This is a genomic window from Cupriavidus pauculus (assembly GCF_022179805.1).
Lineage (GTDB): Bacteria > Pseudomonadota > Gammaproteobacteria > Burkholderiales > Burkholderiaceae > Cupriavidus > Cupriavidus pauculus_E.
Genome location: NZ_BPUO01000008.1, coordinates 148,242 through 174,860 on the forward strand (window position 1 = coordinate 148,242; position 26,619 = coordinate 174,860).

Consider the following 26,619-nt stretch of genomic DNA (forward strand, 5'->3'; position numbering starts at 1 on the left):
CTTACTTCCGGGCGGCGTTCTCGAGGGCCTGCCCGGCAGCCTGCGTGTCCTTGCCAAAGCCGGCAATCGTGTTGCAGCCAGCCAGTTGCAGCATGCCCAGGCATGCCAGCAGCGTGATCACGATCTTTTTCATGTTCTCTCTTTTCGAAAGTCGTGGTTGACCAGTTGACCCGTCCCGGCTATCAGCCGAGTTTGCGGATGTCGACGAAATGCCCTTCGATCGCGGCCGCGGCGGCCATGGCCGGGCTTACCAGGTGCGTACGGCCACCGGCGCCCTGACGGCCCTCGAAGTTGCGGTTCGACGTGGACGCGCAGCGCTCGCCCGGTTCCAGGCGGTCGGCGTTCATCGCCAGGCACATCGAGCAGCCCGGCTCGCGCCATTCGAAACCAGCCGCCTTGAACACCTTGTCCAGCCCTTCCTGCTCGGCCTGCGCCTTGACCAGCCCCGAACCCGGCACGACCATCGCCAGCTTCACGTTGGACGCCACCTTGCGGCCCAGCTTCTGCACCACCCAGGCTGCCGCGCGCATGTCTTCGATACGGCTGTTCGTGCACGACCCGATGAACACCTTGTCGATGTTGATCGACTCCATCGGCATGTTCGGCTGCAGGTTCATGTACTCCAGCGCGCGCTCCATGGCGTTGCGCTTGTTCGCGTCCTTTTCCTTTTCGGGGTCCGGCACGCGGTCTTCGATGCTGACGACCATCTCGGGCGACGTGCCCCAGGTCACTTGCGGGCGGATATCCTCGGCACGCAGCTCCACCACCTTGTCGAAGTGGGCGCCAGCGTCGGAATGCAGCGTGCGCCAGTAGGCGGCAGCCTGCTCCAGCTCCACGCCCTGCGGCGCGAATGGACGGTTCTTCACGTATTCCAGCGTCACGTCGTCCACGGCCACCAGCCCGGCGCGCGCGCCGGCTTCGATCGCCATGTTGCAGACGGTCATGCGGCCTTCCATCGTCAGGTCGCGGATGGCCGAACCAGCGAATTCCATCGTGTAGCCCGTGCCGCCGGCCGTGCCGATCTTGCCGATGATGGCCAGCACGATGTCCTTGGCGGTGCAGCCGCGCGGCAGCTTGCCTTCCACCTTGATCAGCATGTTCTTGGCCTTCTTGCCAAGCAGCGTCTGAGTGGCCAGCACGTGTTCCACTTCGGAAGTGCCGATGCCGTGCGCCAGCGCGCCGAACGCGCCGTGCGTGCTGGTGTGCGAGTCGCCGCAGACCACGGTCATGCCGGGCAACGTGGCGCCCTGCTCCGGCCCGATCACGTGCACGATGCCCTGGCGGTGATCGTTCATCTTGAACTGCGTGATGCCGTAGGCGTCGCAGTTGGCGTCCAGCGTATCGACCTGCAGCTTCGAGATCGGATCGGCAATGCCTTGCGTGCGGTCGGTGGTCGGCACGTTGTGATCGGACACCGCCAGGTTCGCGCTGATGCGCCATACCGGACGCTCCGCCAGCTTCAGGCCCTCGAAGGCCTGCGGGCTGGTTACTTCGTGCAGCAGATGACGGTCGATGTAGAGCAGCGTGGTGCCGTCTTCCTCGACGTGGACAGTGTGGTCATCCCAGAGTTTGTCGTAGAGCGTCTTGGCCATGATGCGGGGGGGCAGACCGTCCGTTCGTACCCGATGGACACGAACGACGCGAATCCGCGCGTTGTTTGCAGGGGAATTTGTTTTCCGGATGCCGTCGCGGGCAAGCAGGCTATTTTGCTGCTTTTCCGGCGGAGCCGGTGATTGCTTGACATCGCAATCGATTATGCCACGCAGGCCCGCCGCCGATGGGCAGCCCGCACCGCCCGGGCGGCGGTCATTGGCGAAAGGGGGATTTCGTGGATGGCGAAGGGGCTTTGGATGCCCCCTTGGCGGGAAGCTCCCCTCTCCCACGCCGTGGGAGAGGGGTTGGGGGTGAGGGTCGGCGGTTCTGCTTGCCGACGAATGGCAATTTGGACCGCTTGCCCTCTCCCCCTACCCCTCTCCCGCGCGCGGGAGAGGGGAGCGCATATCGGCGCTACGTGGTCGGTATCAACCGCCCAGGTACGCCGCGCGGATGCGGTCGTTGGCCAGCAGGTTGGCGCCGGTGTCCGCCAGCACCACCTTGCCGGTTTCCAGCACGTAGCCACGGTCGGCCACCTGCAGCGCCTTGTTGGCGTTCTGCTCCACCAGGAACACCGTCACGCCTTCCTCGCGGATCGTGCGGATGATGTCGAAGATCTGCGCGATGATCAGCGGCGCCAGGCCGAGCGTGGGCTCGTCCAGCAGCAGCAGGCGGGGCTTGCTCATCAGCGCCCGGCCGATGGCCAGCATCTGCTGTTCGCCACCGCTCATGGTGCCGGCACGCTGGCTGGCGCGCTGGTTCAGGCGCGGGAACAGCTTGAACACGTGCTCGATGCCCGCCTCGATCTCATGACGGCTGGAGAAGAACCCACCCATCTTGAGGTTTTCGAGCACGGTCAGGCTCGGGAACACGCGGCGTCCTTCCGGCGAAATGGCCATGCCCAGGCGCATGATCTCGTGCGTGTTCCGGCGCGTGATGTCCTGGCCCTCGAACAGCACGCGGCCGCTGGAGGCGCGCGGCGTGCCGCACACGGTCATCATCAGCGTCGTCTTGCCGGCCCCGTTGCTGCCGATCAGGGTGACGATCTCCCCCTTGTTGACCTCGATCGACACCCCCGACAGGGCCTCGACGGCGCCGTAGTGGGTATGGACGTTTTCCAGCTTAAGCATCAGTCCTCTCCCAGGTAGGCCTTGATCACGCGCGGGTCGTTGCGCACTTCCTCGGGCTTTCCGATCATGATCGGCTTGCCATGCTCCATCACGAGGATGCGGTCCGACACGCCCATCACCAGGCTCATGTCGTGCTCGATCAGCAGCACCGAGATGTTGAACTCGCGGCGCAGGCGGTCGATCAGTTGCTGCAGTTCGATCTTTTCCTGCGGGTTCAGGCCCGCCGCCGGCTCGTCCAGCATCAGCAGGCGCGGCTTGGTGATCATGCAGCGCGCGATCTCCAGCCGGCGCTGGTGGCCGTAAGACAACGTGCCAGCCTCGCGGTTGGCCACGGCGGTCAGGCCCATGCGCTCCAGCCACTCGGCCGCGCGGCCCAGCGCCTCGCGCTCGGCGCGGCGGTAGGCGGGCGTCGCCAGCAGGCCGTGCAGCAGCCCGGCCTTGACCTGCCGATGCTGCGCGACCATCAGGTTTTCCACGACGGTCAGTTGCTTGAACAGGCGAATGTTCTGGAACGTGCGGACCAGTCCGTGCCGCGCCACCACGTGGCTGGGCTTGCGGGCGATCGAATGGCCGTCCAGCATCACCTCGCCGGCGGTGGGCTTGTAGAAGCCGCCCACGCAGTTGAACACGGTGGTCTTGCCGGCGCCGTTGGGGCCGATGATGGCGAAGACCTCGTCGCGACGCACATCGAACTCGATGCCGTCCACGGCCAGCAGACCGCCAAAGCGCATCTGCAGGCCCGATACTTTCAGCATTTCAGTGCTCATCGCGGCAGCTCCACGTGGGGACGGCTAGCGGGCAGCAGGCCCTGCGGACGCCACATCATCATCAACACCATCACCAGGCCGAAGATCAGCATGCGGTATTCGGCAAAGTCGCGCGCCACCTCGGGCAGGATCGTCAGCAGGATCGCGGCCAGGATCACGCCCAGTTGCGAGCCCATGCCGCCCAGCACCACCACGGCCAGGATCAGCGCCGATTCGATGAACGTGAATGACTCCGGATTGACCAGGCCCTGGCGCGCGGCAAAGAACGCACCGGCCAGGCCGGCGAACGATGCGCCCAGCGTGAACGCGGACAGCTTGATGCGCGTGGGATTCAGACCCAGCGAGCGGCAGGCGATCTCGTCTTCGCGCAGCGCCTCCCAGGCGCGGCCCATCGGCATGCGGATCAGCCGGCTGGTCACGAACAGCGTGAAGCCCACCAGCACCAGCGCCAGCAGGTACAGCCACATCACCATGTGCTGGCCGGTGTACGGAATGCCGATCAGGTCATGGAACGTCTGCGCACCTTCCACGCTGGCGCTGCGTGCCATCTCGATGCCGAACACCGTCGGCTTCGGAATGCCCGACACGCCGTCCGGTCCGCCGGTCAGGCTGGTCAGGTTGTTCAGCAGCAGGCGGATGATTTCGCCAAAGCCCAGCGTCACGATGGCCAGGTAGTCGCCGCGCAGGCGCAGCACCGGAAAACCCAGGACGAAGCCGAACGTTGCCGCCAGGCCCGCCGACAGCGGCAGGCATTCCCAGAACGTCAGGCCGAAGTACTGGTTCAGCAGCGCGTAGGTATAGCCACCCACGGCGTAGAAGCCCACGTAGCCCAGGTCGAGCAGGCCGGCATAGCCCACCACGATATTGAGGCCCAGGCCCAGGATCACGTAGATCAGTGCCAGCGTGGCCACGTCCACCGCGCCGCGCGAGCCGAAGAACGGGAACACCAGCCCCACGGCCAGCAGTACCCAGACCGCCACGCGCTGGTGCTTTGCGCCCATGGCGGGCAGCGAGGGCAGCGTCACGGCGCTACGCGCGCGCAGCAGGAACGGCTTGCAGAGCTGGAACAGGAACACCAGGCCCACGGCAATCCACACCGGCCGCCAGTGCGGCTCCAGCACCACCTTATAGCCGTCGAGCTTGAGCTGCAGGCCCAGCACTGGCACGGTCAGGATGGCCGTCAGGATGGCGGCGGTCACCGCGTTCTTCAGCGTGTCGGATACCGACGCCTGCGGGACGGACGCCCGCGAAATCGAAGTCGCTTGAGTCATGTCGTCCTCCCCTTACACCTTTTCCACATCGGGCTTCCCAAGCAGCCCGGTGGGACGGAACAACAGCACCAGCACCAGCAGGCCGAATGCCACCACGTCCTTGTATTCGGCCGGCATGTAGCCCGATGCGAACGTCTCGGCCAGGCCCAGCAGCACGCCACCGAGCATCGCGCCCGGAATGCTGCCAATACCGCCCAGCACCGCGGCCGTGAACGCCTTGATGCCGGCAATGAAACCGATGAAGGGATTGAGCTTGCCGATGGTGAGCCCGATCAGCACGCCGCCCACGGCGGCCAGCATGGCGCCGAGCACGAACGTGAACGAGATCACGCGGTTCGTATCGATGCCCAGCAGGTTGGCCATGCGCATGTCCTCCGCGCAGGCGCGGCAGGCGCGGCCCATGCGGGAATGGCCGATGAACAGCGTCAGCGCAATCATCAGCACCAGCGTCACGCCGACGATCAACAGGCGCGAATACGGCACGGTCACCGTGAAGTCGCTGCCCATCTGGAATTCGATGGCACCCGAGATCAGCAGCGGCACGGACACGTCACGCGCGCCCTGCCCGATCTGGACATAGTTTTGCAGGAAGATCGACATGCCGATGGCCGAGATCAGCGGCACCAGTCGCGGCCCGCCGCGCAGCGGGCGATACGCCACGCGCTCGACGGCATAGCCATAGCAGCCGGTCACGGCCACGGACACCAGCAGCGCGGCGCCCAGCACCAGCGGCAGCGGATAGCCGGCCTGCGCGCCAATGGCGGTCAACGTGACCAAGCCCACGTAGGCGCCGATCATGTAGATCTCGCCGTGGGCGAAGTTGATCATGCCGATGATGCCGTAGACCATCGTGTAGCCGATGGCGATCAGCGCATAGATCGCACCCAGCGTCAGGCCGTTGACCAGCTGCTGGGTGAACTGTGGAAGGAATTCGTTCATGCGGGGGACCTTGTGGATCGGGAAGTCCGATGCGCGATGCCGGCCGCCCTTATGTGGCGACTAACCGACATCGAACCGATACCAAAACGCCCCGCAAGCCGGATCGGCAGCGGGGCGTTTCGCCAGGATGGCGCCGGGTTTAGTTGGCGGCGGTCTTCGTGGCGTCCTTGTGCCACGTGTAGACGACGAACTTGAACGACTTCAGGTCGCCCTTGGCGTCGTATTCGACCTTGCCGATCGGCGTGGTGAATGCGTTCTTGTGCATGTACGCAGCCACCTTGGTCGGATCCGTGCTCTTGGCACCGGCGATGGCGTCGCCGATGATCTTCACGGCGGCGTACGCGGGCATCTGGAACGGACCGTTGGCGTCACGCTTCTTGTCGGCGAAAGCCTTCACCAGACCAGCGTTGGCCGGATCGGCCGAGAAGTCGGCCGGCAGCGTCACGAGCATGCCTTCCGAAGCCGGGCCGGCAATGGCGGTCACGTCCTTGTTGCCCACGCCTTCGGGGCCCATGAACGTGGCCTTCACGCCCTGCTCGCGCGCCTGGCGCAGCAGCAGGCCCATTTCCGGGTGGTAGCCGCCGAAGTACACGAAGTCCACGCCCTGCGACTTCAGCTTGGTGATCACGGCCGAGTAGTCCGAATCGCCGGCGTTGATGCCTTCGAACACTGCCACCGGAATCTTGGCGGCTTCCAGGTCCTTCTTCACCGAGCTGGCGATGCCCTGGCCGTACGACTGCTTGTCGTGCAGCACGGCAACCTTCTTCGGCTTGACCTTGCCAATGATGTACTGGGCAGCGGCCGGGCCTTGCTGGTCGTCACGCCCGATGGTGCGGAAGATGAAGTTGCGCTTCTTCGTTTCGGTCAGTTGCGGCGCGGTAGCCGACGGCGTGACCATCACGACGCCTTCGTTCTCGTAGATATCCGATGCCGGAATGGTCGAACCCGAGCACACGTGACCGATCACGTAGTGGATGCCCTGGCTGACGACCTTGTTGGCCACGGCCACGGCCTGCTTCGGCTCGCAGGCATCGTCCATCAGCACGGCTTCGAACTTGTTGCCGTTGGCGCCGCCTGCCGCATTGATCTGTTCGATCGCGGTCAGGGCACCGGCCTTGACCATGTCGCCGTACTGGGCAACCGAGCCGCTCATGGGGCCGGCAATGGCGATCTTGATGGTTTCGGCGTTGGCCGAGCTAAAGGCAGCGAGACCGGCAGTGGCAAGCACGGCGGCCATGGCAGTAGACGTGAGACGGGACAGCGTCATCAGGAGCTCCTCGATTATGTATTGGGTCATTCCGGGCAGAGTCGGCATGACCGGCGCAATCGAACAACACCCGCGAGGAAGAGGCGCCGCCTGACGTGGCGAACGGTACGGCCCAATGCGGAAGACGGGCCTGCGATGAAGACAGTGAAGCGAATGCGGGGCCCGGCATGTGTCGGCGTCCGCACATCGAAAGATGCCACGGCCACCTTAGTTCGGAAAGACAACGTTGATGCGTTCTCTATTGCGCAAGCGCTTCGCCTGCCCCGCTTCTCCAACACGGCTGGCCGGAAGGGTGGCCCGGCTGCCGGTCGGCAAAGCAGCCCGCATTATAGGGGGAAAGTTGCACCCTGATGAAGCGAACTTGATCCCCATTGAGGAAAACCCGACAACTTATGCCACCAGTTGCAACCTTCCAACGGCAGGAAGCATCACCGAAATGCGGTTTCACAACAGTTGTGCATGGCCGACCCTGCCCCAGGGGTTGCTCCCGCCCCCGACCTGCGGTCACCCAATAAAAACGCCCCGGCATGCCGGGGCGTTCTTCACTGCAAGGTGATGCGTATGGCGGCTTAGCGCTTGGCCATGTCCGGCACGTCGCGGGCGGCGTTGCCGTTGAACAGCTGGCGCGGGCGGCCGATCTTGTATTCCGGATCGGTGATCATCTCTTCCCACTGCGAGATCCAGCCCGGCGTACGTGCCAGGGCGAAGATGCAGGTGAACAGCGAGGTCGGGATGCCCAGTGCGCGCTGCACGATACCCGAGTAGAAGTCCACGTTCGGGTACAGCTTGCGGCTCACGAAGTACTCGTCTTCCAGCGCGATCTTTTCCAGTTCCATGGCCAGCTTGAACAGCGGGTCGTTGTGCAGGCCCAGTTCGTTCAGCACTTCATGGCAGGTCTCGCGCATCAGCTTGGCGCGCGGATCGTAGTTCTTGTACACGCGGTGGCCAAAGCCCATCAGGCGCACGCCCGAGTTCTTGTCCTTGACCTGCTTGATGAACTCGTTGATGTTGTCGACGCTGCCGATTTCTTCCAGCATCTTCAGCGCGGCTTCGTTCGCGCCGCCGTGGGCCGGACCCCACAGGCAGGCCACGCCGGCGGCGATGGCTGCGAACGGGTTCGTGCCCGACGAACCGGCCAGGCGAACCGTCGACGTCGACGCGTTCTGCTCGTGGTCGGCGTGCAGGATGAAGATGCGGTCCAGTGCGCGTTCCAGCACCGGGTTCACGGTGTACGGTGCGCACGGCGTGCCGAACATCATGCGCATGAAGTTGCCCGAGTACGACAGGTCGTTCTGCGGGTACACATACGGCTGGCCGATGTTGTACTTGTACGCCATGGCGACCAGGGTCGGCATCTTGGCGATCAGGCGAATGGCCGAGATCTCGCGCTGGTGCGGATCGTCGATGTCCATTGCGTCGTGGTAGAACGCGCTCATCGCACCAACCAGGCCCGTCAGCACGGCCATCGGGTGGGCGTCGCGGCGGAAACCGCGCAGGAAGAATTGCAGTTGCTCGTGAACCATCGTGTGGTTCATCACCGAGTTCACAAACTCTTCCTTCTGCTTGGCGTTGGGCAGTTCGCCCTTCAGCAGCAGGTAGCAGGTCTCGAGGTGATCGCACTTTTGCGCGAGTTGTTCGATCGGGAAGCCGCGATACAGCAGCTCGCCCTTGTCACCGTCGATGTAGGTGATCTTCGAGTTGCACGAAGCGGTCGACATGAACCCCGGGTCATAGGTGAACTTGCCGGTTTGACCGTACAGCTTGCGAATGTCGATCACATCCGGGCCAACGGTGCCCTGGTAGATCGGCAGCTCAACGCTGGGGGAACCATCGGAAAACGATAGCGTGGCTTTCACATCGGACGGCGTCATGTCGGTTCCTTCAAATACTGTGAATAATAGTGTTGACCAAACTCAGACCGAACGCAGCAGGCTGAGTACCCGTTGCATCGGGGGCGTGTCGAGCTCACCGTCCAGCTCCTTGCGTACAAGCAGCAGGTCCATCAACTCGTTGTCGCTAAGCTCGAACAGCTCGCTCAGCGATGCCACGTCCTCATCGGACAGGCTCTCCTCGTAACGGTTGAAGAAACGTTCGACGATGATGTCGTTCTCCAGGAGGCCGCGGCGGGCGCGCCAGCGAAGACGGGCACGCTTGTGCGGGTCGGCCTGATGGGAGAAAGTGGTGGAAAGACTCATGGTCAGCCTTCTTTGACCGGCGCCCAGCCCGACTTGATATCGCATCGGGCTGACGCGCCGCTTACATCAACTACAACAACTACAAGCTCTGCAGACTGCCTGTCTGCGCAGCGTGTGACGCGCCACGCAGAAGGCAGTTTATACCGGCCAATTAAACAGCGCGGCGAACCATCAGTTCCTTGATCTTGCCAATCGCCTTCGTCGGATTGAGGCCCTTCGGGCACACGTCGACGCAGTTCATGATGCTGTGGCAGCGGAACAGGCGGTACGGGTCGTTCAGGTTGTCCAGACGCTCGTTCGTAGCCTGGTCGCGGCTGTCCGCGATGAAGCGGTAGGCTTGCAGCAGGCCGGCGGGGCCGACGAACTTGTCCGGATTCCACCAGAACGACGGGCACGACGTGGAGCAGCTTGCGCACAGAATGCACTCGTACAGGCCGTCCAGCTCGTCACGTTCCTGCGGCGACTGCAGACGCTCCTTCTCGGGCGGCGGCTCATCGTTGATCAGGAACGGCTTGATCGAGTTGTACTGCTTGAAGAAGTTCGTCATGTCGACGATCAGGTCGCGCACCACCGGCAGGCCGGGCAGCGGACGCAGCACGATGCGGTCCGGCAGCTCGCGCATGTTCGTCAGGCAGGCCAAGCCGTTCTTGCCGTTGATGTTCATCGCGTCCGAACCGCACACGCCTTCGCGGCACGAACGGCGGAACGAGATCGTCTCGTCCAGCTTCTTCAGCTTGACCAGTGCGTCCAGCAGCATGCGCTCGTGACCGTCGAGCTCAACCTCGTACGTCTGCATGCGGGGGGCTGCGTCCTTGTCCGGATCGTAGCGGTAGACTTCAAAAATACGCTTCATTTCTGTGGGTCCTGTTTTTTCTGGCGCCGCTTAGAACGTACGGGCCTTCGGCGGAACCGATTCCACCGTCAGCGGTTGCATCTTCACCGGCTTGTAGTCCAGGCGGTTGCCTTCGCTGTAGAACAGCGAGTGCTTGAGCCAGTTGTCGTCGTCGCGGTTCGGGAAATCGCTGTGTGCGTGGGCACCGCGCGATTCCTTGCGAGCTGCAGCCGAAATCATCGTTGCCTTGGCCACTTCGACCAGGTTGGCCACTTCCAGGGCTTCCACCAGTGCGGTGTTGAAGACCTTGGACTTGTCCTTCAGGTGGATGTTGTCGGCACGCTCGGCCACTTCCAGGATGCGCTCGACACCTTCGTCCATCAGCTTCTGCGTACGGAACACGCCGGCATGCGACTGCATGTTGCGGCGGATGTCGTTGGCCACGTCCTGCGTGTACTCGCCCGAGCTCGTTGCCTGCAGCTTGGCCAGACGGGCCATGGCGCGGTCAGCGGCGTCGGCCGGCAGCGGCTTGTGTTCCTTCTGCTTGCTGGCGTTGGCGACGATGTGGTTGCCGGCCGCACGGCCGAACACCACCAGATCCAGCAGCGAGTTCGTGCCCAGGCGGTTGGCGCCGTGCACCGACACGCACGAGCATTCGCCGATTGCGTAGAAACCGTTCACGACTTCGTTCGGGTTGCCGTTCTTCGGCACCACGACCTGACCGTGGAAGTTCGTCGGAATGCCACCCATCTGGTAGTGGATGGTCGGCACGACGGGGATCGGTTCCTTGATCGCGTCGACGTTGGCGAACTTCATGCCGATTTCGCGGATCGACGGCAGACGCTTCATGATGGTCTCGGCACCGACGTGAGTCAGGTCGAGCAGCACGTAGTCGCCGTTCGGGCCGCAACCACGGCCTTCCTTGATTTCCTGGTCCATCGAGCGCGACACGAAGTCACGCGGCGCCAGATCCTTCAGCGTCGGGGCATAACGCTCCATGAAGCGCTCGCCATCCTTGTTACGCAGGATGCCGCCTTCGCCACGCACGCCTTCCGTGATCAGCACGCCCGCGCCGGCCACGCCGGTCGGGTGGAACTGCCAGAATTCCATGTCTTCCAGCGGCACGCCAGCGCGCGCTGCCATGCCCAGGCCGTCACCGGTGTTGATGAAGGCGTTGGTGGAAGCCGCGTAGATCCGGCCGGCACCGCCGGTCGCGAACAGCGTGGTCTTGGCTTCGAGGATATAGACTTCGCCGGTTTCCATTTCCAGCGCGGTCACGCCCAGCACGTCGCCTTCTTCGTCACGAATCAGGTCCAGTGCCATCCACTCCACGAAGAAGTGGGTCTTGGCGCGCACGTTGCGCTGGTACAGCGTGTGCAGCAGCGCGTGGCCGGTACGGTCAGCCGCGGCGCAGGCACGCTGCACGGGCTTTTCACCGTAGTTGGCCGTGTGGCCGCCGAACGGGCGCTGGTAGATCGTGCCATCGGCGTTACGGTCGAACGGCATGCCGAAGTGTTCGAGCTCGTACACGACGTTGGGGGCTTCACGGCACATGAACTCGATGGCGTCCTGGTCACCCAGCCAATCAGAGCCCTTGATGGTGTCGTAGAAGTGGTAGTGCCAGTTGTCCTCGCTCATATTGCCGAGCGAGGCACCGATACCGCCCTGCGCCGCCACGGTGTGCGAGCGGGTCGGGAACACCTTCGACAGCACGGCCACGCTCAGGCCGGCTTCCGCGAGCTGGAGGGATGCGCGCATCCCAGCGCCGCCCGCCCCGACGATGACCACGTCAAATTTACGACGCGGCAATCCAGTCTTGACTGCGACCATTTATTACACCCTCCAGAGAATCTGAGCAGCGTAGCCCGCACAACCGACGAGCCACAGAATCGTAAGAACTTGCAGCACGAGGCGCACGGCCATCGGCTTTACGTAGTCCATCCAGATGTCGCGAATGCCGATCCAGGCGTGAAACAGCAGCGACAGGATAGTCAGGAACGTCAGGAGCTTCATCCATTGGTTGGCGAAGAGACCCGACCAGCCTTCGTACGAAGGATTGCCGAAGGCGAGATACACCACGGCGAGCACCACGGTGAACACCACCATGACGACTGCGGTAACGCGTTGCGCAAGCCAGTCCTTCAGACCGTAGTGCGCACCGACGACAAGACGCTTGGGACCAATATTGTTATTTGCCACGTGACTCTCCTCAGAACAGGCCGAAAAGCTTCAGCCCGAAAGCCAGGGTGAGCAGCAGGCTGACGACCAGCACGGCCTTGGCCGACGTGGCCGAGGCGGGCTTCGAGACGCCGACGTGAACGTCCAGCAGCAGGAAGCGGATGCCAGCGCAGAAGTGATGCAGATAGCCCCAGATCAGGGCCAGGATCACCAGCTTGACAAAACCGTTGGACAGTAGGGCCGAAAACTTCGCGAAGCTCAGTTCGGAGGTAACGCTCTGTTCGAACAGGTACAGAACGAAAGGAAGGAGGATGAACATCATGGCACCGCTTACGCGATGCAGGATGGATACCTTGCCGGCCCAGGGCAACCGGTAGCGCGAGATTTGCGCGATACCGATGTTCCGGAACTCCGGCCTGGCTTTGTTGGCGGCTTCAGCCATGCGAGACCCCATTTGCGGTGAAAAGAAAACTGCAAAAGAACGACACTGCCATTACCCCCGATTGCATTGGCGCTTCACAGCGGTTACCGTGAATGCACCGAACTGCATCAAATGTGTGGGTCCACTGGATGCAAATGGATGCAGGGGAGCAAATCGGCGTGATTTTAGCGCCTTTGTTGCGCGGCGCACCAATAATTTTCGACTATCGCGCACCAACCCGGCATGCCCGACAATCGCACGCGACAACGCGTGCACCAACTCCACGCCGAAATATCCAGCCATTGCATTCACGAATGACAATGGTCGGCGCACGTCCCATTTACGCAAGACAATAGTCAGCGTACTGGACAGACTTTCCATGGTCATGGCACGTCAGCTCAGATCATTCTGATAGTAGTGCCGCGTCGTGACATACAACGCGCGCCGGACTTCCACGGGACGGTCGCCATAGGTGAACGACACACGTTCCACCGACAGCAACGGCGACCCGGGCGCCACCGACAACAACTCGGCAGCCGTATTATCGGCAGCCACGGCCCGAATCTTTTCCGTGGCGCGAATCATCCGCGTACCGAACTCGGCCTCGAAGAGCGCATACATCGGGCCCTTCCACTCGGTAAGCTTCTCGGCCGTCAGGCCCTTGAAGTTGGCGCCCAGCAGCCAGATCTCGTCCAGCACCGTGGCTTCATTGGAAAACGTCAGTACCCGGCGGATCTGCACGACACTGTCGCCGGTACGGATATCGAGCAGCCTGGCAATTTCGGCCGGCGCCCGCAGCCGCTTGCATTCGAGCACGCGGCTGGCGCCGTAATGGGGTTCACCCTCGTCGGGTACCAGGCGGAGGAAGCGGAACTTGACCACATCCTCGTGATGGGTTGTCACGAACGTGCCCTTGCCCTGCCGGCGGGCCACCAGGTTGTCGGCGGCAAGCTCGTCGATGGCCTTGCGGACCGTGCCCTGGCTGACCTTGTAGCGCGCAGCCAGGTCCATCTCGCTCGGGATCATGTCGCCCGGTTTCCACTCGCCGGTCTGCAGGCTCTGCATGATGAGGGCCTTGATCTGCTGGTAGAGCGGACTGAAAGTGGGCGACGGCGCGGCGGCGGGATTCGCGGACGGCTGCGTCCCGGCGCCGTTCTGGGGCGCACCAGGCTCCGGCGTGCCATTGGGGGCAGACGCGGACGGGGACGTAGGCAGGGATGACATAGGCCGGATTCAACCACAAAAGCGAGAATCGCGTCCAGCGCGCTATGAAATGTCTTATGTCTTATATAAGACATATGAATTGACATCAATGAGGGCTCACCCTACACTCGCGCAGGTCCGCGCCGCCGCCCCCGCCAGGTCTCTCCCGGGCTACCCTGCCCTCCTTTTTTGAAACCTTCCGGATGCGACGCACCACGCAGCAGTAGTAGACTTACGCCTTGTCGTCCACGACGCCTGCCCACGGCCCGCGCGCTCCTTGTCGCCGGCCAGACGCAAGTGCGCGGGCTCCCGGCGGATGCCCGCCTGCCCCGTGGCGATACGCGAACCAGCACCCGGTGATGCGCCGGCCCGTTCCAGCCCCTGGACGGCCAGCTCCACCGACCGGTTACCCCCTCTTTTCGTTTGGAGACTTACTCATGGCTAAAGCCCCAATGCGCGTCGCAGTCACCGGCGCCGCTGGCCAGATCGGCTATTCCCTGCTGTTCCGCATCGCCAACGGCGACATGCTCGGCAAAGACCAGCCGGTCATCCTCCAACTGCTCGACCTCCCGCAAGCCCAGGCCGCCGTCAAGGGCGTGGTGATGGAACTGGAAGACTGCGCGTTCCCGCTGCTGGCTGGCGTGGTCATCACCGACGACCCCAAGGTTGCCTTCAAGGACGCCGACGTCGCCCTGCTGGTGGGTGCCCGTCCGCGTAGCAAGGGCATGGAGCGCAAGGACCTGCTCGAAGCCAACGCCCAGATCTTCACGGTGCAGGGCAAGGCCCTGGACGAAGTGGCCAGCCGCGACGTGAAGGTGCTGGTGGTGGGCAACCCGGCCAACACCAACGCCTACATCGCCATGAAGAGCGCGCCGAGCCTGAAGCGCGAGAACTTCACCGCCATGCTGCGCCTGGACCACAACCGTGCCCTGTCGCAAATCGCCGCCAAGACCGGCAAGCCGGTGGCATCGATCGAGAAGATGTTCGTGTGGGGCAACCACAGCCCGACGATGTACGCCGACTACCGCTACGCCACCGTCGACGGCAAGAGCGTCAAGGACATGATCAACGATCCGGTGTGGAACAACGACGTGTTCCTGCCGACCGTTGGCAAGCGCGGCGCCGCCATCATCGAGGCACGTGGCCTGTCGTCGGCTGCTTCGGCTGCCAACGCCGCCATCGACCACGTGCACGACTGGGTGCTGGGTTCGAACGGCAAGGTCGTCACGATGGGCATCCCGTCGAACGGCGAATACGGCATTCCGAAGGACGTCATGTTCGGCTACCCGGTGACCACGGCCAACGGCAAGTACGAAATCGTGCAAGGCCTGGAAATCGACGCCTACAGCCAGGAAAAGATCAACATCACGCTCAAGGAACTGGAAGAAGAGCGTGCCGGCGTGCAACACCTGCTGGGCTGATCTTTTTTAGAGCTTCCCGCTCATGAAACCGGGGTCCGCATCGATCGAAAAATCGGCGCGGACCCCGGTTTTGCATTGGGCGACAGTTTTGTCTTCACAATAACCCCCCGTTCCAGACGTATATCAACGTGCATCCATCCGAGGTCTTGTTCCAGGGCGAAGCCATTCCGGTCCAGTTGCCGGTCTGCGATCACTATGCGGGCAGCGAAAAGCTCATGCGCAAGTCGCTTGCCCTGCAGCAAGCGCTTGGCCCCGTGTTCGACATTACGTTCGACTGCGAGGACGGCGCCGCCGTTGGCCTGGAGCGCGAGCACGCCCTGCTCTGCGCCCAGTTGATCAACAGCGCCGACAACGCCCACAACCGCGTGGGCGTGCGCATCCATGATCCGGCCCACCCGAGCTGGCGCGAAGATGTGGACGTACTCGTGTCCGCCGCCGGCGCCCGGCTGGCCTACGTCGTGGTGCCCAAGGTCACCGACGTGGTCGAGGTGGCCCGCGTCACCGACCATGTCAATCAAGTCGCGCGCGCGGCCGGCATTGCCCGGCACATCCCAATTCATGTGCTTATAGAGACACATTCAGCACTGGAACAGGTGTTCGAGATTGCGTCGCTGGTGCAGGTGGAATGCTTGAGCTTCGGGCTGATGGACTTTGTCTCGGCTCACCACGGCGCCATTCCGGGCGATGCCATGCGCTCGCCGGGACAGTTCGAGCACCCGCTGATCCGCCGCGCGATGCTGGAGATTTCCGCGGCCTGCCATCGTCACGGCAAGGTCCCGTCGCACAACGTCAGCACCGACGTCCAGCAACCCGAGCGCGCTGGCGCCGATGCGCTGCGGGCCCGCGCGGAATTTGGCTACCTGCGCAAATGGAGCATCCACCCGGGACAGATCGAGCCGATCGTGGCGGCGTTCCGGCCTAGCGACGGCGAGATCGGCGCTGCCAGCCAGATCCTGCTGGCAGCCCACGAAAACAACTGGGCGCCGATTCGCCATGACGGCCAGTTGCACGACCGCGCCAGCTATCGCTACTACTGGTCACTGTTGCAACGTGCCCACGCCACGGGCACCCGGCTGCCGCCGCCCGTTGTCGATTTGTTCTTCGAGTGAAGCCAATTTCATGCGATCACACGCGAAAACTGCTCTTTCTTGCCGTCAAGTGCCCGATGGCAAACCATCCGCGCGCGATTGTGTAACCAATGTCTGACGGGCTTCGCCCTGTCAGACAAATCGTAGAGAATAGCGGCGGAAAGTTGCCGAGGCGCTACGTGATACACCTTGAAGCGCCGCCGGACTGTTCACCACAACGAGCCCCCTTGACTACCCAAGCAATCCGGAAGGAACCCACATGAAACAACTCGTGCTGGCTGCCTGCATTGGCGCCCTGACCCTGACCTCCGCTGGCGCCGCGCTGGCCCAGGAGCCCGCCAAGAAGCCGGCAGCCACCAAGAAGGCGCCCGCCAAGAAGACGAGCACCAAGGCTGCCGCCGCCGCCCCCGCCGTCGTGCCGGCTGGTGAGAAGTGGCAGTGCGAACTGGGCCACGCCATCTGGATCAGCGGCAACATGCTGCGCGACGAAGTGATTACCGTGCATTGGGACGGCCGCAACTACCGCCTGCCGCGCCAGAGCACCGTCACCGGCGCCGACCGCTACTTCGACCAGGCCTCGGGTCTGGACCTGGTTGTGATCCCGAGCAAGGCCATGCTGTTCAACAAGAACCTGGGCCAGCGCCTGGCCGATGAATGCCAGAGCGCCGACATGCAGGCCGGCGGTTCGGCCCCGACGCAAGCCGGCGCCCTGCGCGCACCGGTGGCCACGCCGCTGCTGATGGCACCGGCCCAACCCGCCGCTGACGCCCAGCCTGCTGCACAAGCGGCGCCGAAGCAGTAAAGTCTCACCTGCCTCATATCCGCGCGGCGTGTTTGTCCTGGCCGCGCGGGCATCGGCTGTACCGAATCGTTGTAACGGTGCGCGTCCGGGCTACTGCCGGCCGCGCCGCAAGCATGGCGGCGGAACCCTTCCGCGCACCGGGGTCTGAAGAACAAGTATCCAGAAGCAGAGTCCCGCGTCATCCCTCGATTGGAGTCAGGCAATGCCCCACAATCTCAATAAAACCCTCCAGGAATTCAAACTCGCCACGGGCGGCTCCGGCCAGTACTACTCGCTGCCTCAACTGGGCCGCGCGCTGGGCGTGAAGATCGAGCGCCTGCCCATTTCCATCCGCCTCGTCCTCGAATCCGTGCTGCGCAATTGCGACGGCAAGAAGGTCACCGAGGAACACGTCCGCCAACTCGCCAACTGGAAGCCCACCGCCGACCGCGTGGACGAAATTCCGTTCGTGGTGGCGCGCGTGGTGCTGCAGGACTTCACGGGCGTTCCGCTGCTGGCCGACCTGGCCGCCATGCGCAACGTGGCCGAGAAGATGGGCAAGAACCCCAAGAAGATCGAGCCGCTGGTGCCGGTGGACCTGGTGGTCGACCACTCCGTGCAGATCGACCACTTCCGCGAGAAGAAGGCGCTGGACCTGAACATGCAACTGGAATTCCAGCGCAACAACGAGCGCTACCAGTTCATGAAGTGGGGCATGCAGGCGTTCGACACGTTCGGCGTGGTGCAACCGGGCTTCGGCATCGTGCACCAGGTGAACCTGGAATACCTGGCCCGCGGCGTCCATAACAAGGGCGGCGTCTACTATCCGGACACGCTGGTCGGCACCGATTCGCACACCACGATGATCAACGGCATCGGCGTGGTGGGCTGGGGCGTGGGCGGCATCGAGGCTGAAGCCGGCATGCTGGGCCAGCCCGTGTACTTCCTGACCCCTGACGTGGTGGGCGTGGAACTGAAGGGCCGCCTGCGCGAAGGCGTGACCGCTACCGACCTGGTGCTGACGATCACTGAAATGCTGCGCCGCGAGAAGGTGGTGGGCAAGTTCGTCGAGTTCTTCGGCGAAGGCACCGCCAGCCTGACCACGCCGGACCGCGCCACCATCGGCAACATGGCGCCCGAGTACGGCGCCACCATGGGCTTCTTCCCGGTGGACGAGAAGACCATCGACTACTTCCGTGGCACGGGCCGCACCGACGAGGAAATCGCCGCGTTCGAGGGCTACTTCCGCGCGCAGGAAATGTTTGGCGTGCCGGGTGCTGGCGACATCGACTACACCAAGACGCTGACGCTGGACCTGGGCACCGTGGCACCGTCGCTGGCGGGCCCCAAGCGTCCGCAGGACCGCATCGAGATCGGCAACGTCAAGAGCACGTTCGCGTCGCTGTTCTCGAAGCCCGTGGCCGAGAACGGCTTCAACAAGGATGCCGCCGACCTGAACCGCGAATTCGTCAACGCCGACGGCGTGAAGGTGAAGAGCGGCGATGTGCTGATTGCAGCCATCACGTCGTGCACGAACACGTCGAACCCGAGCGTGCTGCTGGCCGCCGGCCTGCTGGCCAAGAAGGCCGTGGAAGCCGGCCTGAACGTGGCGCCGCACATCAAGACGTCGCTGGCCCCGGGCAGCCGCGTGGTGACCGAGTACCTGACCGCCACCGGCCTGCTGCCCTACCTGGAAAAGCTGGGCTTCGGCGTGACGGCCTACGGCTGCACCACCTGTATCGGCAACGCGGGCGACCTGACGCCGGCACTCAACGAAGCGATCGTCGACAACGACATCGTGGCGGCCGCCGTGCTGTCGGGCAACCGCAACTTCGAGGCGCGCATCCACCCGAACATCCGCGCCAACTTCCTGGCTTCGCCGCCGCTGGTGGTGGCCTACGCCATCGCCGGCAACGTGACGCGCGACCTGATGACCGAGCCGGTGGGCAAGGGCAAGGGCGGACGCGACATCTGGCTGGGCGACATCTGGCCGACGTCGGAAGAAATCCAGGCCCTGCTGAAGTTCGCGCTGGACGCCAAGACGTTCAAGGGCAACTACGAGCAGGTGAAGAAGCCGAGCAAGCTCTGGGCGAACATCAAGGGCACCAAGGGCCAGGTGTACGACTGGCCCAAGTCGACCTACATCGCCGAGCCGCCGTTCTTCGAGGACTTCACGCTGGAGCCGAGCAACGAGGCCGTGACCGTCCGTGGCGCCCGCGCGCTGGGCGTTTTTGGCGATTCCGTGACGACCGACCACATCTCGCCGGCCGGTTCGATCAAGGACACGTCGCCGGCAGGCAAGTACCTGCTGTCGCACGGCGTGCTCAAGGCCGACTTCAACAGCTACGGTTCGCGTCGCGGCAACCATGAGGTGATGATGCGCGGCACGTTTGCCAACGTGCGCATCAAGAACCTGATGATTCCGCCGAAGGCGGACGGTTCGCGCGTGGAAGGCGGCATCACGCTGCACCAGCCGACCGGCGACGAGATGTCGATCTACGACGCCGCCATGAAGTACATCGCCGAAGGCACGCCGACCATGGTGTTCGGCGGCGAAGAGTACGGCACCGGATCGTCGCGCGACTGGGCGGCCAAGGGCACGCAGCTGCTGGGCGTGAAGGCCGTGATCGCACGCAGCTTCGAGCGGATCCACCGTTCCAACCTGGTAGGCATGGGCGTGCTGCCGCTGCAGTTCAAGGGCAGCGACAGCGTGCAGTCGCTGGGCATCATCGGCAACGAGACCTTCGACGTGGAAGGCATCGAAGGCGACCTGAAGCCGCAGCAGGACGTGGTGCTGGTCATCCACCGCAGCAATGGCGACACGCAACGCGTGCCGGTGCTGCTGCGCATCGATACGCCGATCGAGGTGGACTACTACAACCACGGCGGCATCCTGCCGTTTGTGCTGCGTCAACTGCTGGTGGCGTAAGAATCGCTCGTAGTGCTGCCCTCTCCCGCTCGGGGAGGGGGCCTGGGGAGAGGACCGGAGGCGTGTCGAACGCCACCCCCTCTCCCCTTTTCATTCCGGCGCCCGGTTCGGGGTAATCCCCACCCAGCCCCGTAAGTTCCGCGCAAGACTCCGCTGCCAGACTGGTCAGCACGCATCCTGAGCGTTGCCTATACCTACAGACTGGAGACAAACCATGGCCAAGATCCTGATCGCATTCGTCGTCATTGCCGGCGCGGCGCTGTACCTGCTCACCAAGGGCGGCGGCGACGTGTCGATGGGCGGCGAGTCGCACACCACCGAATCGCACGCCCCGGCCACCCAAAAGTAAGCGCCGTACAAGGGTTCGCGAGAACTGCACCTGTCAACGCAGCGGGTAGAATACCGTTTTACGTAAAAACGGACGCTTTATATATATGGCAGGTTTTCGCCCCAAGTCTTCTCCCCGACTCTCGCCTGACGCCGAGCGGCTGGTGGCCGATGCGCTGGCCCTGGACGCCTCGGGCAGCCGCATGGAGGACGGATACTGGGAGCGGCGGCTGTCTCAGCGGCTTTACCGCCTGCTGAAGAATGGCAGCCAGACCGCCCTCGACGCGGCGCTCGAACACCTGTTCAAGCACAATGCCGATGCGTCCGACGTACTGGCCGAACAGGCGGAAACCCTGGCCGAATCGGCAACGATCGAGATTGACGGCGTCAAGCATGATGCCCTGCTGATCGCGGCCCCGATCCTGGCCCACACCCGTTACGCGATTCCCTCGGGCGCGCTGAAGCCCGAACTGGCCCAGACCCTGGCGGTGCACCTCGGCGCCCACGTGCTGGCCACCGATACCAAGGTCGCGCTGGCGCCCTACCTCTACAGCATCGACCAGCTGCCGCGCAGCCACAGCGACACGTTTGCGCTGACGCACAAGCTTGCGACGGCCGCGATGGCCGGCGTCATGCCCAAGGTGGACATGCGCGACCTGCCGGAAACGGCACCGATCCTGGCCGATCCGCGCTACCTGCTGGCCGTGGTGGTGGCACCGCACGAAGGCGCCCTGTTCCGCTGGCAGGAGGATGCCAAGGAACACCACGCCGAGCGCTCGGTGTGCCTGGAGCAATGGCGCAACCAGGTGCAGCCGACCATCGCCGTGCTGCTGCCGGGCTGCGAGTTCGAACTGCTGCTGCCCGACGCCTTCTTCCTGTCGTGCCGCGAATCGGACAAGAGCATCCGTCCGCTGACCGTGCGCGCGGCCGTGAACTACCTCTGCGGCACGCTCGACATCCCGGCTGGCCAACTGGCCGCTGTGGTGGCGGGATTCGGCGAGGAAGTGGTGGAGGAATACCGCGTCGGCTTCACGATGCGCGGCGAGAAGGATGTGATCTACGGCATCGTCTGGCCCGTGTACGGACGCGAGTCCGGCGAGATCGATGCCGAGGAAAAAGGCAATCCGGTGGAGCAGATCTGCGAGGAACTGCGCAACGCCGGCGTGGAAGACATCTTCCGCCACGCCGCACTGTTCGATCCAGAATACTGCGAAGACTGCGGCACCCCGCTCTACGCGGACCGCTCGGGTGAAATCGTGCACGCCGAACTGCCCGAAGACGCCCCGACGCAGCAACCGCTGTTCCACTAGGCACACACCCGCCCGTGGTTCGCTCTCCTCACCCGCCCTGCGGGAGGGGAGAGCCCGATACGCAGCGCCACAGCGCATGCCCCGACGCCGAGTATTTACGCTCGAACGGCGTCATGAATGTCTCGGGCTGCCACTGCTCCACCCTGACATCCCGCCCCACCATCGACAGCGCGGCGGCGAACTCGTCGATATAAATCTTCCAGTTGCTGCGGCATTCCAGATAGTCGCCACACGCGGCCAGCGCCGGAAACACCGCGTGCCCCTGCCAGCGCCGGCCCAGGTGGCCAATCTTGGGCCATGGATTGGGATACAGCACATAGTGCCGCACCACTGGCACACTGCCCTGCTGCAGCAGGCGCCAGACATCCACCAGATCCGCGCGTGCCCAATGAAAGTTCGCCGGCATCTCGCCTTCCCACCAATCCTTGCCAGCGGTTAATCGCTTTTCGGACTGATCGACGCCGATCACGTAGTGGTCCGGATAGGCCGTGGCCAGCCGCAGCGTGCTCTCGCCAATGCCGCAGCCCGCATCGATAATCAGGGGCTTGCCGCCGGCCCGCTGCCAGGCGTCGATGGCCGCATCAAACGCCTGTTGGCTAGGAGCGCCGACGGGCTTGCGGAACGGCTCGTCCAGATGGCGCCGCACGCGCGCGGCCAGGTGTTCGTGGATATCGGTCTGCGCCGACGAGATGGTGCGGGAATTGGCAAACATGGCCGCGATTGTACCGGGCACCCGCACGGCGCCTGGCATGTATCGAACATCGGAGTACATTTGGCGGCACAATAGCGCCCATCCCCTTCACCCGGACCGTACGAGGAGCCTGACGATGATCCGCCGCACGCTGCTGCAAGCTTCCCTGTCGATCGCATTCAGTGCCGCAGCGCTTACGCTGCTGCCCGCCGCCGCCGCGCAAGCCGAGGACCTGCGCATCGGCCTGGCCGCCGACGTAACCTCGATGGACCCGCACTGGAACAATGCGGGCCCGAACAACGCCATCGCGCTGCACGTATTCGAGTCGCTGGTGTTCATGGACAAGAACGCCCGCTACATTCCCGGCCTGGCGCTGTCGTGGAAGCCCGTCAACGCCATTACGTGGGAAATCAAGCTGCGACCCAACGTGAAATGGCACGACGGCGCGCCGTTCACCAGCGAGGACGTCAAGGCTTCGCTGGAGCGCCCCGAGAAGCTGACCAACGCCCCGGGATCGTTCACCAGCTACACCAAGCCCATCGCCCGCATCGACACGCCCGACGCGCTGACCGTGCGCCTGACGATGAACGTGCCGAACTACGCCAACCTGGCCAACGACCTGAACAGCGTGCCGATCATGCCGAAGAAGGTGGCCGCGGACCTGAGCCAGGCCGATTTCGACTCCGGCAAGGCAATGATCGGCACCGGCCCGTACAAGTTCGTGCGCTTTGCGCGCGGCCAGGAAATCGTGATGCAGCGCAATCCCGACTACTGGGGCCCGAAGCCTGAATTCGACCGCGCCGTCTTCCGCATCCTGACCGACAACGGCGCGCGCACCGCCGCGCTGCTGGCGGGCGACGTCGACGTGATCGAGAGCATTCCGGCCGCCGACGTGGCCAAGCTCAAGCAGAACCCGAAGTTCAAGATCGAGCAGACCACGTCATGGCGCACGATCTTCTGGCAAATGGACCAGTCGCGCGACAACCCGCCCTTCGTCACCGACAAGGCCGGCAAGCCGCTGGGCAAGAATCCGTTCAAGGATGCACGCGTGCGCGCCGCGATCAGCAAGGCGCTGAACCGCGACGCCATCGTCAGCCGCATCATGGAAGGTCTGGCCGTGCCCGCGTCGTCGATCGTCTCGCCGCAGATCTTTGGCCATCCGGGCACCAAACCCGACGCCTATGACGTGGAAGGCGCGAAGAAGCTGCTGGCAGCCGCCGGCTATCCCGACGGCTTCGCGCTGACGCTGCACGCCACCAACAACCGCTACCTGAACGACGCCCAGGTGGCGCAGGCCACCGCCGGCATGCTGACCCGCATCGGCATCCAGACCAAGGTGGAAACGTTGCCGGTGGCCAGCTACTTCACGCGCGCCCGCCAGGGCGATTTCTCGTTCGAGATGCTGGGCTGGGGTTCGGCGGCCGCCGACGTGGCGCTGCGTTCCATCACCGGCACGCCGAATCCGAAGACCGGCTACGGCACGTGGAACTGGGGCAAGTACAGCAATCCGAAGCTGGATCAGCTGATCGAGACATCGCTGACCACGGTGTCAAGCGACAAGGACCGCGAACAGAACGCCCGCACGGCCGCCAAGGCCGCGCTGGACGACCACGCGATCATCCCGTCGCACAGCCAGCTTGCGATGTGGGCCATGCGCAAGGGACTCAAGTACGAGGCGCGCACGGATGAGTGGTCGCTGGCGCAGTTTTTCCATAAGGAATAAGGCGTCGCCCGGGGGTTAGCTCCCCTGTGTTTGCTCCCGCTTTGGTTTGCTCTCCCGTTGGTTTGCTCCCCTCTCCCGCAAGGCGGGAGAGGGGTCGGGGGAGAGGGCCAGCGGTTCAAATTGCCACATATCGGCAAGCAGAGCCTCGTTGCCCTCTCCCCCAGCCCCTCTCCCGCGCGCGGGAGAGGGGGGAAAAACCTCAAATCACCAACCGCTCCTCCTGCCGCGCATTCGCCGCGCGCAGCTTGCCGACCCAGTCCTTCGCCGGCAGCTTCGTCGTGGCTTCGATCACTTCCGCACGCGCCTCCAGCGTTTCCCATGACACGTCGATCGCCGGGCCATTGAAGGCCAGCGCGATGACGTTGCCGTCGTGCACTTCCGGGAACACCAGCACACGATTGTCGAAGGCATCGCAAATGCGCGCGATGTTCTTCGGGAAGCTGTCGTGGTCGCCGAACAGGTTGATGGTCATGACGCCGGGCGCCTTCAGCACGCGGCGGCAAGCGCGGTAGAACGCCGTGGTGTCCAGCACCGGGCCGCGAGCCGTGGCGTCGTACAGGTCTACCTGCAGCGCGTCGATCGCGGCCGTGTTGGCGCCATCCATCACATAGTCCCAAGCGTCCTGCTCGCGCACGGTCAGGCGCGCGTCGTCTTCACGCAGGCCGAACATGCTGCGGCCCGCCACGATCACGGCCGGGTTCAATTCCACGGCCGTGACCTTGGCACGCGCGAAATGTCGATGGCTGAACTTGGTCAGCGCCGCCGCGCCCAGGCCGAGCTGCGCCACGTGGAAATCGGCGGCCGCCGGCGACAGGAACAGCAGCCACGCCATCATCTGCTGGGCGTACTCCAGCTCGATGGCTTCGGGCTTGCGCAGGCGCATGGCGCCCTGCACCCACTCGGTACCGAAATGCAGGTAGCGCACGCCGTCCATCTCGGAGAACGTGACCGGCGCGAAACGCGGCTTCATGCGTTTTTCGTCGGCTTCTTTGGAAAGGTTCTTGCGCGAGGACTCACGGTCGCCGCGCGCGGGGCGGCGCGAGGCCACCGCCTCGATAGATTTGCGTTTCAGAAGCGTCATGGAAGAAAAAAGTGCGCCCAGGGCGCGGATCATTGGCCCAGCGCCGCTTGCGCGCGCTGCAGCCATTCGCGATTGTGCTCGCGGGCATGACGCGGCCAGTGGCGCGCGTCATGAACGATTTCGGAATACAACGACTTCGCACGTTCCTTGTCTGCGGCGTCGGGCTGTTTCACCAGCCAGTCGGCAAACAGGCAGCGCGCGGCCACATCGCTGGCATTGGTCAGCGCACGCTCGAACGCGTCGCGCGTGCCCGGCGCACCGAGTGCCGCCAGGGTACGGGCGTACAGCAGCGACGGACCGGACTGGTCGCGCGCACGCGGATTCCCCGCGAACAGCTTCTCCAGCGTGGCCTGGGCCTCGGCATGGCGCCCCGTGGCCAGTTGCGCACGTGCCATGCCTTCCAGCAACGCCGGGTCGGAGGCAAACGGGCCATTGGCGGCGGCCTCGTAGTGTTCCAGCGCCTCGGCCGCGTTGCCAGTGTCCAGCAGCGCGGCGCCCAGGCGCATGCGGTGATCGACAGTGGGCGCGCGGTCGAATGCCTGGCGCGCCTCGCGCACCGCGCGATGCGGATCGACCATCTGGTTGATGGCCCGCTTGGCTACCTGCGCGCCGCGCGTCTGGCGCAGGCCCGGCAGGTAGATGGCAAAGAAATAGACGATGCTGCCGAGCCCCGGGAAGAGGAACAGCAACAGCAGCCAGTACATGTTCTGGTGGGTGCGCACGGCGTGCACGGCGAAGAAGATCGCCACGATGACGTGCAGGCCGATACCGCCAATACCGCCGAGACCAAGGGAGGACAACATGGAATCCGTTTCCTGTGAGAGGCGCCCGAAAGCCGGACAGCCGCGATTGTGACAGAAGCCGGTAAGACCCCGTCCGTCACCCTAAAGTTTTAGCGTCAACCGTCCGTTGAAAGCTGTGGGCTCTCTCTTCGATCGGACTCCAACAATGACATCCATCAGCAGCGTGACACCACAGGTCAGCCTGGCCAGTGACGCCACGATCACAAGCACCCATCGCTACACCCGGCCCGCGGACGCCGCCACGGCCGACACCGCCGAAGGCCAGGCCACCGGCACCGGCACAGCCAGCGCGGCATCGTCCTCGTCGGCACCCGCCAACGGCGGCGGCCGCATCGCCGGCCCCGGCGGCGCAGGCAAGGCAGCCGACACCGGCAGCACCGAAAGCAGCGAGGACAGCGAATCGGCCGTCATCAAGGCCCTGAAGCAGCAGATCGAAGCGCTGCAGAAGCAACTGGCCGCCCAGATGGCCCAGTTGGCGTCCGCACAGGCCGCCCCGACCGACGAACTGACCAAGTCCAGCACGGTCGGCACGCTGCAAGCCGGCGTGACTGCCACGCAGGCGGCACTGTCCCAAGCCATGGCTAAGCTGACAGAGGCGTACCAGGAAGCCACGGGCAGCGCCACGGGCAACATCGTCAATACCACGGCCTGAGCGGCCGCTTCCTTTCT

Annotated in this window: 26 protein-coding genes; 8 read left to right on the forward strand and 18 right to left on the reverse strand. The window is 64.2% G+C overall.

Features of this window, described 5'->3' with window-relative positions:
* Position 1 precedes the first annotated feature (1 nt).
* From MFF62_RS18190 to MFF62_RS18260, 15 genes are all read right to left on the reverse strand, one after another.
* A complete protein-coding gene (locus MFF62_RS18190) occupies positions 2–133 on the reverse strand; it encodes an entericidin A/B family lipoprotein (protein WP_066733342.1) in 132 nt (43 codons plus the stop codon).
* A 49-nt stretch (positions 134–182) separates the two neighbouring features.
* Positions 183–1,592 carry a 3-isopropylmalate dehydratase large subunit gene (leuC, locus tag MFF62_RS18195; RefSeq protein WP_238264524.1) on the reverse strand — a complete coding sequence of 470 codons (1,410 nt, stop codon included), beginning with the start codon at positions 1,590–1,592 and terminating at the stop codon, positions 183–185.
* A 429-nt stretch (positions 1,593–2,021) separates the two neighbouring features.
* Positions 2,022–2,723: an ABC transporter ATP-binding protein gene (locus MFF62_RS18200; protein WP_238264525.1), complete on the reverse strand. Its 702-nt coding sequence runs from the start codon at positions 2,721–2,723 to the stop codon at positions 2,022–2,024.
* The gene (gene livG, locus MFF62_RS18205) at positions 2,723–3,490 is read right to left on the reverse strand and encodes a high-affinity branched-chain amino acid ABC transporter ATP-binding protein LivG (protein WP_238264526.1); all 768 of its coding nucleotides are present in this window, start codon (positions 3,488–3,490) and stop codon (positions 2,723–2,725) included. The genes MFF62_RS18200 and livG overlap by 1 nt, the downstream gene beginning before the upstream one ends.
* On the reverse strand, positions 3,487–4,761 hold the full coding sequence (locus tag MFF62_RS18210; RefSeq protein WP_238264527.1) for a high-affinity branched-chain amino acid ABC transporter permease LivM: 1,275 nt from the start codon (positions 4,759–4,761) through the stop codon (positions 3,487–3,489). The genes livG and MFF62_RS18210 overlap by 4 nt, the downstream gene beginning before the upstream one ends.
* Before the next feature lie 12 nt (positions 4,762–4,773).
* A complete protein-coding gene (gene livH / locus MFF62_RS18215) occupies positions 4,774–5,700 on the reverse strand; it encodes a high-affinity branched-chain amino acid ABC transporter permease LivH (RefSeq protein WP_238264528.1) in 927 nt (308 codons plus the stop codon).
* A 139-nt stretch (positions 5,701–5,839) separates the two neighbouring features.
* Positions 5,840–6,967 (reverse strand): branched-chain amino acid ABC transporter substrate-binding protein, encoded by a 1,128-nt coding sequence (locus MFF62_RS18220; RefSeq protein WP_238264529.1) that lies wholly within the window; start codon positions 6,965–6,967, stop codon positions 5,840–5,842.
* Positions 6,968–7,536: 569 nt separating this feature from the next.
* Positions 7,537–8,838 (reverse strand): citrate synthase, encoded by a 1,302-nt coding sequence (gene gltA, locus MFF62_RS18225; RefSeq protein ID WP_238264530.1) that lies wholly within the window; start codon positions 8,836–8,838, stop codon positions 7,537–7,539.
* 42 nt (positions 8,839–8,880) lie between these two features.
* Positions 8,881–9,162, reverse strand: a complete 282-nt coding sequence (locus tag MFF62_RS18230) for an FAD assembly factor SdhE (RefSeq protein ID WP_404990782.1) — start codon at positions 9,160–9,162, stop codon at positions 8,881–8,883.
* Between the two features lie 151 nt (positions 9,163–9,313).
* The gene (locus MFF62_RS18235) at positions 9,314–10,015 is read right to left on the reverse strand and encodes a succinate dehydrogenase iron-sulfur subunit (RefSeq protein WP_039008575.1); all 702 of its coding nucleotides are present in this window, start codon (positions 10,013–10,015) and stop codon (positions 9,314–9,316) included.
* Positions 10,016–10,045: 30 nt separating this feature from the next.
* Positions 10,046–11,824, reverse strand: a complete 1,779-nt coding sequence (sdhA, locus tag MFF62_RS18240; RefSeq protein ID WP_238264531.1) for a succinate dehydrogenase flavoprotein subunit — start codon at positions 11,822–11,824, stop codon at positions 10,046–10,048.
* Positions 11,825–11,827: 3 nt separating this feature from the next.
* Positions 11,828–12,193 (reverse strand): succinate dehydrogenase, hydrophobic membrane anchor protein, encoded by a 366-nt coding sequence (sdhD, locus tag MFF62_RS18245; RefSeq protein WP_238264532.1) that lies wholly within the window; start codon positions 12,191–12,193, stop codon positions 11,828–11,830.
* Between the two features lie 10 nt (positions 12,194–12,203).
* Positions 12,204–12,614, reverse strand: coding sequence for a succinate dehydrogenase, cytochrome b556 subunit (sdhC, locus tag MFF62_RS18250; protein ID WP_238264533.1), 411 nt, complete (start codon positions 12,612–12,614; stop codon positions 12,204–12,206).
* A gap of 51 nt (positions 12,615–12,665) precedes the next feature.
* Complete coding sequence (locus MFF62_RS18255) at positions 12,666–12,980, reverse strand: hypothetical protein (protein ID WP_238264534.1); 315 nt, start codon at positions 12,978–12,980, stop codon at positions 12,666–12,668.
* A 6-nt stretch (positions 12,981–12,986) separates the two neighbouring features.
* Positions 12,987–13,817, reverse strand: a complete 831-nt coding sequence (locus MFF62_RS18260; RefSeq protein WP_238264535.1) for a GntR family transcriptional regulator — start codon at positions 13,815–13,817, stop codon at positions 12,987–12,989.
* 416 nt (positions 13,818–14,233) lie between these two features.
* Between MFF62_RS18260 and MFF62_RS18265 the strand changes: the two genes are divergently transcribed.
* The 6 genes from MFF62_RS18265 to MFF62_RS18285 all read left to right on the forward strand — a co-directional run bounded on the left by MFF62_RS18265 (position 14,234) and on the right by MFF62_RS18285 (position 21,652).
* On the forward strand, positions 14,234–15,217 hold the full coding sequence (locus tag MFF62_RS18265) for a malate dehydrogenase (RefSeq protein ID WP_238264536.1): 984 nt from the start codon (positions 14,234–14,236) through the stop codon (positions 15,215–15,217).
* Positions 15,218–15,345: 128 nt separating this feature from the next.
* On the forward strand, positions 15,346–16,326 hold the full coding sequence (locus tag MFF62_RS18270) for an HpcH/HpaI aldolase/citrate lyase family protein (RefSeq protein ID WP_238264537.1): 981 nt from the start codon (positions 15,346–15,348) through the stop codon (positions 16,324–16,326).
* 238 nt (positions 16,327–16,564) lie between these two features.
* Positions 16,565–17,107: a hypothetical protein gene (locus MFF62_RS18275; protein ID WP_238264538.1), complete on the forward strand. Its 543-nt coding sequence runs from the start codon at positions 16,565–16,567 to the stop codon at positions 17,105–17,107.
* Positions 17,108–17,309: 202 nt separating this feature from the next.
* A complete protein-coding gene (gene acnA, locus MFF62_RS18280; RefSeq protein WP_238264539.1) occupies positions 17,310–20,015 on the forward strand; it encodes an aconitate hydratase AcnA in 2,706 nt (901 codons plus the stop codon).
* A gap of 214 nt (positions 20,016–20,229) precedes the next feature.
* Complete coding sequence (locus tag MFF62_RS30790) at positions 20,230–20,364, forward strand: hypothetical protein (RefSeq protein WP_283205355.1); 135 nt, start codon at positions 20,230–20,232, stop codon at positions 20,362–20,364.
* Positions 20,365–20,449: 85 nt separating this feature from the next.
* Complete coding sequence (locus MFF62_RS18285; RefSeq protein ID WP_238264540.1) at positions 20,450–21,652, forward strand: DUF2863 family protein; 1,203 nt, start codon at positions 20,450–20,452, stop codon at positions 21,650–21,652.
* 28 nt (positions 21,653–21,680) lie between these two features.
* Here the strand turns inward: MFF62_RS18285 and trmB are convergent, their stop codons facing one another.
* Positions 21,681–22,364, reverse strand: a complete 684-nt coding sequence (gene trmB, locus MFF62_RS18290) for a tRNA (guanine(46)-N(7))-methyltransferase TrmB (RefSeq protein WP_238264541.1) — start codon at positions 22,362–22,364, stop codon at positions 21,681–21,683.
* Positions 22,365–22,479: 115 nt separating this feature from the next.
* Here trmB and MFF62_RS18295 point away from each other — a divergent pair, with 115 nt between their 5' ends.
* Positions 22,480–24,066 carry an ABC transporter substrate-binding protein gene (locus tag MFF62_RS18295; RefSeq protein WP_238264542.1) on the forward strand — a complete coding sequence of 529 codons (1,587 nt, stop codon included), beginning with the start codon at positions 22,480–22,482 and terminating at the stop codon, positions 24,064–24,066.
* A 199-nt stretch (positions 24,067–24,265) separates the two neighbouring features.
* Here the strand turns inward: MFF62_RS18295 and MFF62_RS18300 are convergent, their stop codons facing one another.
* Both MFF62_RS18300 and MFF62_RS18305 read right to left on the reverse strand, forming a co-directional pair.
* Complete coding sequence (locus MFF62_RS18300) at positions 24,266–25,147, reverse strand: class I SAM-dependent methyltransferase (RefSeq protein ID WP_238264543.1); 882 nt, start codon at positions 25,145–25,147, stop codon at positions 24,266–24,268.
* 29 nt (positions 25,148–25,176) lie between these two features.
* Complete coding sequence (locus MFF62_RS18305; RefSeq protein WP_238264544.1) at positions 25,177–25,950, reverse strand: tetratricopeptide repeat protein; 774 nt, start codon at positions 25,948–25,950, stop codon at positions 25,177–25,179.
* Positions 25,951–26,095: 145 nt separating this feature from the next.
* Between MFF62_RS18305 and MFF62_RS18310 the strand changes: the two genes are divergently transcribed.
* Complete coding sequence (locus MFF62_RS18310; protein ID WP_238264545.1) at positions 26,096–26,602, forward strand: hypothetical protein; 507 nt, start codon at positions 26,096–26,098, stop codon at positions 26,600–26,602.
* Positions 26,603–26,619: the final 17 nt, after the last annotated feature.